Origin of the sequence: Endozoicomonas ascidiicola, assembly GCF_001646945.1 — a bacterium.
In the GTDB taxonomy this organism is placed as follows: domain Bacteria; phylum Pseudomonadota; class Gammaproteobacteria; order Pseudomonadales; family Endozoicomonadaceae; genus Endozoicomonas; species Endozoicomonas ascidiicola.
Map to the genome: position 1 here is coordinate 565,383 of NZ_LUTV01000001.1, position 7,634 is coordinate 573,016.

Consider the following 7,634-nt stretch of genomic DNA (forward strand, 5'->3'; position numbering starts at 1 on the left):
TAACCCTACGCTTGCGCCTGAAGCAGCATTTCCTGCGCATGATTCAAGGTTGGCGTTGTCAACTCCACGCCTCCGAGCATTCTGGCAATTTCATGCACGCGATGATCACCATCCAATTTAAGAATCCGAGTGCTCGAGGTTTTACGGCTGACCTTTTTACTCACATGAAGGTGCTGATGCGCCTGTGATGCAACTTGGGGTTGATGAGTAACACACAACACCTGTCCGTTTTTACCCACTTCCCGAAGCATATTGCCTACAATTTCTGCGGTGCCGCCACCAATCCCCACATCCACCTCATCAAAAATCAGGGTTGGGGTTGCTGCGGTTTGGGCAATAATGACCTGAATCGCCAGAGAGATACGGGATAGCTCACCGCCAGAAGCCACTTTTGCTAATGGTCGTGGTGCTTGCCCTGGATTGGTTGTCACCAGAAACTCAATGGACTCAAAGCCTTGGGAAGAAACCGTTCTTTCTGCTATTTCAGTCAGTTCAATACAGAAGCGACCTTTCGGCATGCCTAACAAAGCGATTCGTTCCGTTACTAGTTTTTCCAGTTTTTTCGCCGCTTTTTTACGTTTCACAGATAATGCGGAAGCGCACTCTTGATGTTGTTTTTTAAGTTTGTGTAACGCGTTTTCAAGCTCTGCCACCTGTTCATCGTGGCATTGAACCTTTTCCAACTCTTCACTGATTTGCTGCTGCTTTTCCAATAACTCTTCTGGTTGAACCCGGTGCTTTCTTGCCAATTCAAAAATGGCACTCAACCGCTCTTCAATTTCCTGAGCACGAGCCGGATCGGCTTCAAAGCTGTCCATAAAATGATTCAGCTCACCCACCGCTTCTTCCACTTGAATCTGTGCTGATGACAGCATATCAATGGCATTGGTAATGCCAGCATGGTCGATCTCTAAATCACTCAGGCGATGAAGACAACCAGACAATTGCTGCAACACATGATCGCCTTCATCGCTGGAACACAGTTGTGTGACCTGATGACACGCACTGAGCGTGGTTCCGGCCTGATACTGTTGTTTATGTTCTTGCTCCAGCTGCTCCACTTCCCCGGGTTGCAGACCGAGCTGTTCCAGCTCATTCAGCTGATAGCTGAGCAATTGCACACGCTCTTCTCGTTCCTGCTGATCCGACAGCAAGCTATTTAGCTGCTCATGGGTATGACGATATTGCGACGACAGCTGCGCAACTTCTCTGGCCTGTTTTACCGATCCAGAAAACTCGTCCAGCATCACACCGTGGTGACTTTTTCGCAGCAGAGATTGATGAGCATGTTGGCTGTGGATATCAATAAGCATTTCACCGAGCGACTTCAGTTCAGAAAGCGTCACCGGCGTGCCGTTGATATATCCTCTGGAACGCCCTTCTTTGGTGATAACACGACGGAGAATACAGGCAGACTCATCACTTTCTGAGCCACCATCATAATCTCGCTCTTTCATCCACTGTTGCGCTACCGGAATTCTGTGCAGATCAAAACACGCGCGGATGTCTGCTCGTTCTGCACCATCTCGTACACAATCGCTATCAGCCCTTCCGCCAAGCGCAAGCCCAAGTGCGTCCAGCATAATGGACTTACCAGCACCGGTTTCGCCGGTAATAGCGGTCATCCCGGAGGCTATATCCAGGTTAAGTTGATCCACAATGGCATAATCGCTGATAGAGATTTGGTTGAGCATGACAATTCTCGCAATCCCGATTGGGTAAGTGGCACTAGCGCCATGTATCGAGCTACTGTTTATTTGTACAGTAATATATAGATCGGCATTGGTAAAGAAATTTCCCCTTGAATATACTTTCACCATCCCCATATTACGCTATCAATAAAGATTACTTTGCGTGGTCGACACGCCTGTTATCCATTAAGCCAAGACCCGGTCAGCATTACACCGGGTAGATATCCGGAGAATCATTGGAATGACTGAAGAAAACAGTAAAGTCGAAGAACCGTTAGAAACACCGGAAACTGAAGCGGCGGCAGAAGACGTTGCACAGGAAAACCCACTCTTTAACGAAGAGCCAGAACTGATGACCGCTGACGAAACAGCGGTAAATGCAGGCCGTATCGAAGAGTTGGAACAGCAACTGGCTCTTGCCAAAGATCAGGCTTTGCGTGCGACCGCTGAAGCGATGAACACCAAACGTCGCGCCGAGCAGGACGTGGAAAAAGCCCACAAGTTTGGCGTTGATAAGTTCGTAAATGAAATGATTCCGGTGGTTGAGAGCCTTGAAAAAGGTATCGAGAACGCTGAACAGGCCGAAGGCCAGCACGAAACCATGCTGGAAGGTATGCGCCTGACTCACAAACAGCTGCTGGATGCCCTGGGTAAGTTTCAGGTTCTGCAGGTTAACCCTGAAGGCGAACCGTTTGACCCGAACTTCCATCAGGCGATTTCCATGGTGCCGAATCCGGACATGGAACCGAATACCGTGATGAACGTGTTTCAGAAAGGCTACACCTTGCACGGTCGTGTAATTCGCCCGGCCATGGTGGTGGTTTCCAAAGCATAAGGAACCCATACATCCTCTGAAAATTAAGATGTATGCATTCCCACGCGAAGCATGGGAACGAGCGTTTCTGGAGTTTTGCGACAGCCTCGGAGCATGGGAACGAGACGCAATATCGAACCATCCGGTTTTTTCAAAAGTTTCTTGGAAAAGCCCTTGAAAATGAAAATGCCGCTCCCATATAGCAAGTCAAGTTCGTGGCAAACGTCACACCACCGTTTCCCCAGCTTTTCATGTTGGGGAAGCCTTTGGGAAACGACCAGTTTTTAAAGTTTAAGGCCCGTTTATACGGGCATGGAGAGAATCAAAATGGGTAGAATCATTGGTATCGATCTGGGCACCACCAACTCCTGTGTGGCTATCCTGGACGGCGAAAAAGCAAAAGTCATCGAAAATGCTGAAGGCGCACGTACTACGCCTTCTATCATTGCTTACACTGACGACGGCGAAGTTCTGGTAGGCCAGCCAGCCAAGCGTCAGGCCGTTACTAACCCGGACAACACGCTTTACGCTATTAAGCGTCTGATCGGTCGTCGCTTCAAAGACGACGTAGTTCAGAAAGACATTAAAATGGTGCCTTACAAAATCACCGAAGCGGACAATGGCGACGCGTGGGTAGAAGTTAAAGGCGACAAGAAAGCACCACCTCAGGTTTCTGCTGAAATCCTGAAGAAGATGAAGAAAACCGCTGAAGATTACCTGGGCGAAGCAGTAACTGAAGCGGTTATCACCGTGCCAGCTTACTTCAACGATTCCCAGCGTCAGGCCACTAAAGATGCCGGCCGTATTGCGGGTCTGGAAGTTAAACGTATCATCAACGAGCCAACCGCTGCGGCACTGGCTTACGGCATGGACAAGCGTACAGGCGACCAGACCATCGCGGTTTATGACCTGGGCGGCGGTACCTTCGACGTATCCATCATTGAAATTGCCGACGTAGATGGCGAGCACCAGTTCGAAGTACTGGCCACCAACGGTGACACCTTCCTGGGGGGTGAAGACTTCGACATGCGTCTGATCGAGTATCTTGCGTCCGAATTCAAGAAAGACCAGGGCATCGACCTGCACGGTGACCCACTGGCTATGCAGCGTCTGAAAGAAGCCGCTGAAAAAGCCAAGATCGAACTGTCTTCTGCGACCCAGACTGACGTTAACCTGCCTTACATCACTGCTGATGCCACCGGCCCTAAACACCTGAACGTTAAGGTGAGCCGTGCCAAGCTGGAGTCTCTGGTAGAAGATCTGGTTAAACGTTCTCTGGAGCCTTGCCGCACAGCGGTGAAAGACTCTGATCTGGATCTGTCCGAGATCAACGAAGTCATCCTCGTTGGTGGTCAGACCCGTATGCCTCTGGTTCAGAAGCTGGTTGCTGAATTCTTCGGCAAAGAGCCTCGCAAAGACGTTAACCCAGACGAAGCCGTTGCCATGGGTGCTTCTATTCAGGCTGCCGTTCTGGCCGGCGACGTGAAAGACGTTCTGCTGCTGGACGTAACACCACTGACTCTGGGTATCGAAACCATGGGTGGTGTAATGACCGCTCTGATCGAGAAAAATACGACTATCCCAACCAAAAAGTCGCAGGTATTCTCTACTGCAGACGACAATCAGGGCGCGGTAACCATCCACGTTCTGCAGGGTGAACGTAAGCAAGCGACCCACAACAAATCTCTGGGCCGTTTTGATCTGGCAGACATTCCACCAGCACCACGGGGCATGCCACAAATCGAAGTTAGCTTCGACCTGGACGCCAACGGTATCCTGAACGTGTCTGCAAAAGACAAGGCGACCGGCAAAGAACAGTCTATCGTTATCAAGGCTTCTTCCGGCCTGTCCGATGAAGAAATCGATCAGATGGTACAAGACGCCGAAGCCAATGCTGCGGACGACAAGAAGTTTGAAGAGCTGGCTGCAGCTCGTAACCAGGCTGACGGCTTGGCACACGCGACTCGTAAAACCCTTGAAGAAGCGGGCGACAAAGCCACCGAAGAAGAGAAGACAGCCATTACTGCCGCGATCGAAGAACTTGAAGCTGCAGTGAAAGGCGACGATAAAGAAGTTATCGAAGCCAAAACTCAGGCGCTGTCTGAAGCTTCTGCTGGCCTTGCTCAGAAGATGTACGCTGATGCCGCCGCTCAGGAACAGGGCGAAGCCCAGCCTGAAGGCAAGTCCGATGCTTCTGATGACGCTGTAGATGCAGAGTTCGAAGAAGTAAAAGACGAAAAGAAGTAAGTAATCGTCAATGATTAATACAACGCGGGAGTCAGTCCCGCGTTGTCGTATTTATAAAATGGGACAGAATTGACCATGAATCCAGTTAGCACTGTGTTTTCATGCTCGGCTGGTGAATGCAGGTAGCTCAGGGTTTTCTGATGTCAAAACGCGACTATTACGAAGTACTTGGTGTTGATAAAAGTACTTCAGAAAAGGATATAAAAAAGGCCTATCGTCGTATGGCCATGAAGTTTCACCCGGACAGAAACCCGGGTGATGCGGAAGCAGAATCAAAGTTTAAGGAAATCAACGAAGCCTATGAAGTTCTGACCGACAGTCAGAAAAAGGCAGCTTATGATCAGTACGGTCATGCTGGTGTTGATCCCAACATGGGCGGCGGTGGTTTTGGCGGCGCTGGTGCTGGCGGCTTTGGCGATATCTTCGGCGATGTGTTCGGCGATATCTTTGGTGCCGGCGGTGGTGGCCGTGGTCGCAGTTCCGTTCAGCGCGGCTCCGATCTTCGTTACCAGATGGAACTCAGTCTGGAAGAAGCCGTTCGCGGCGTGTCCAAAAAAATCCGTATTCCAACACTGGTCGGCTGTACCGCCTGTGACGGCTCTGGCGCCAAAAAAGGAACTCAGCCAGTGGGCTGTACCACCTGTGGCGGCATTGGCCAAGTGCGTATGCAACAGGGCTTCTTCTCTGTTCAACAGACCTGCCCGGACTGTCGTGGTACTGGCAAGATGATCAAAGATCCTTGCAGAGAGTGTCACGGTGAAGGCCGCGTGCAGGAATACAAGACACTGTCCGTTAAAATTCCAGCAGGTGTAGATACTGGTGACAGGATTCGTCTGGCTGGTGAAGGTGAAGCGGGCGTTAACGGTGGCCCTGCCGGTGATTTGTATGTTCAGGTCAGCGTTGCTGATCACGCCATTTTCCAGCGCGATGGTAAACACCTCTACTGTGAAGTCCCCATCACCTTTGTGGATGCGGCACTGGGTGGAGAACTGGAAGTACCAACGCTGGATGGCCGGGTGAAACTGAAGATTCCAGAAGAAACCCAGACAGGTAAATTGTTCCGCTTGCGGGGTAAAGGTGTTCTGCCTGTTCGTGGCGGCAGTGCCGGCGACCTGATGTGTCGTGTGGTTGTGGAAACCCCAATCAAACTGACCGGACGCCAGAAAGAACTCTTCAAAGAACTGGAAGAAACCTTCAAAAAAGAAGGCCACGCCAAACAATCACCAAAGAAGCAGTCCTTCTTTGATGGTGTTAAGAAATTCTTTGATGACATGACCGCCTGACCTTTAAAAAGCCCCGAATCCGGGGCTTTTTTCTTCCTTTATTTCTCCAGCGTAGAAATCACTTTTTCACAAAGTTTTTTCAACAAGAGCAACTCATCGAGATCCAGTTTAATTTTACACTTCATCTCTGCCGGCACTGTCAGCGCCTGAGACTTGAGAGATACACCAGCTGTCGTCAGCTTTAATACCCGAACCCGCTCATCCTGCTCGCTTCTTCCTCGCTCTACCAGCCCCTTACCTTCAAGCCGTTTTAGCAACGGGGTTAATGTACCCGAATCCAAATAAAGCCGGGCACCTACATCTTTCACACTGACTCCGTCACTCTCCCACAACACCATCATCACCAAATATTGCGAATAGGTGAGATCGAGCTTATCCAACAATGGTCGGTAGGCACGAATAACCGCATTGGATGCACTATAGAGAGGAAAACACACCTGATTATCAAGCAGCACACTATCCTCGGCAGATAACGGATTATTACTCACACAGTCAGTCATCTCAGGCACCATTTAAAATAGATTGCGAACAATATACTTGCATTCAATGATCATATAAATATATGATTGCACTCTATTGAATTGCACGCAATATAAATAAGTAAGTAAGGAAATGACCATGACTACACTCTACAAAACTCAGGCAACCGCATCAGCAGGTCGTAACGGCCAGGTAAAAACAGACGATGGTCTGCTAAATCTGGAATTGGCTTATCCGAAAGAAATGGGTGGGTCTGGCGCTGCGACAAACCCGGAACAATTGTTTGCAGCAGGGTACTCAGCCTGTTTCTCAAATGCGATTCTGCATGTTGCCCGGGAAGGTAAAGTTGCCATTACAGATGCTCCGGTGACTGCAGAAGTAGGGATCGGTCCTAATGGCCAAGGCGGCTTTGCCTTAACAGTCAGTCTTGCTGTTACTCTCGATCTACCTCAAGAACAGGCGCTTGAATTGGTTCGTGTTGCCCATCAGGTCTGCCCTTATTCCAATGCAGTGCGTGGCAATATTGATGTTGTGGTTACTGTTAATGGACAATCAATTTAATTAACTTAGGGTAGATGCGATTCAGAATTCACCCTTTTGATTTTCACACAATAGGTTGTCTTGGAACCCCATACACCTCGCCCTCAAGCAAGGCGCGGTTGTCGCAAAACTCCAAACATCTCGTTCCCATGCTTTGCGTGGGAATGCATACTCTCAAATTTTCAAAGGGTTAGAAGTATGGGGTCCTACGCAAAGCGAGGTTGTCGCAAAACCACGTAGGTCGGTAATTCTGTAAGAATTGCCGACATCTCGCCGCGCTGTAGAGGCTGATTGTCGGCAACCCTGCGTGTTACCGACCTACGAGACTCCGAGGGTGTCGCAAAAGCTCTGGTTCCCATGCTTTGCGTGGGAACCCATACATCTATCTCTTTGAAAATTAAGAGGTATGCATTCCCACGCGGAGCATGGGAACGAGATGTTTGGTTTTTTGCGACAACCTCGCTCCGCGTGGGAACGAGTTGGTTGAGAGTATTTCGACAGACCATTTTTATCGTATTCACTGTTAAACCAAAACTCATTTGAAACATACGGTTCTAAATGAGCAGATAAATTGATCCA

At 49.5% G+C, this 7,634-nt stretch carries 6 protein-coding genes; 4 read left to right on the plus strand and 2 right to left on the minus strand.

The annotated features are described in order from the left end of the window. Positions 1-5 precede the first annotated feature (5 nt). Positions 6-1,694 (minus strand): DNA repair protein RecN, encoded by a 1,689-nt coding sequence (gene recN / locus AKL11_RS02135; RefSeq protein WP_067514976.1) that lies wholly within the window; start codon positions 1,692-1,694, stop codon positions 6-8. A gap of 238 nt (positions 1,695-1,932) precedes the next feature. Here recN and grpE point away from each other — a divergent pair, with 238 nt between their 5' ends. From grpE to dnaJ, 3 genes are all read left to right on the plus strand, one after another. Continuing rightward, a complete protein-coding gene (grpE, locus tag AKL11_RS02140) occupies positions 1,933-2,526 on the plus strand; it encodes a nucleotide exchange factor GrpE (protein ID WP_067514977.1) in 594 nt (197 codons plus the stop codon). A 306-nt stretch (positions 2,527-2,832) separates the two neighbouring features. Then, positions 2,833-4,752, plus strand: coding sequence for a molecular chaperone DnaK (dnaK, locus tag AKL11_RS02145; protein WP_067514978.1), 1,920 nt, complete (start codon positions 2,833-2,835; stop codon positions 4,750-4,752). Positions 4,753-4,892: 140 nt separating this feature from the next. After that, a complete protein-coding gene (gene dnaJ, locus AKL11_RS02150; protein WP_067515347.1) occupies positions 4,893-6,035 on the plus strand; it encodes a molecular chaperone DnaJ in 1,143 nt (380 codons plus the stop codon). A gap of 38 nt (positions 6,036-6,073) precedes the next feature. Here dnaJ and ohrR read toward each other — a convergent pair whose 3' ends face one another. Next, positions 6,074-6,535, minus strand: coding sequence for a transcriptional regulator OhrR (ohrR, locus tag AKL11_RS02155; RefSeq protein ID WP_067514979.1), 462 nt, complete (start codon positions 6,533-6,535; stop codon positions 6,074-6,076). Positions 6,536-6,653: 118 nt separating this feature from the next. On the opposite strand from ohrR, the gene ohr reads away from it, so the two are divergent. Then, positions 6,654-7,076, plus strand: coding sequence for an organic hydroperoxide reductase Ohr (gene ohr / locus AKL11_RS02160; RefSeq protein WP_067514980.1), 423 nt, complete (start codon positions 6,654-6,656; stop codon positions 7,074-7,076). Positions 7,077-7,634: the final 558 nt, after the last annotated feature.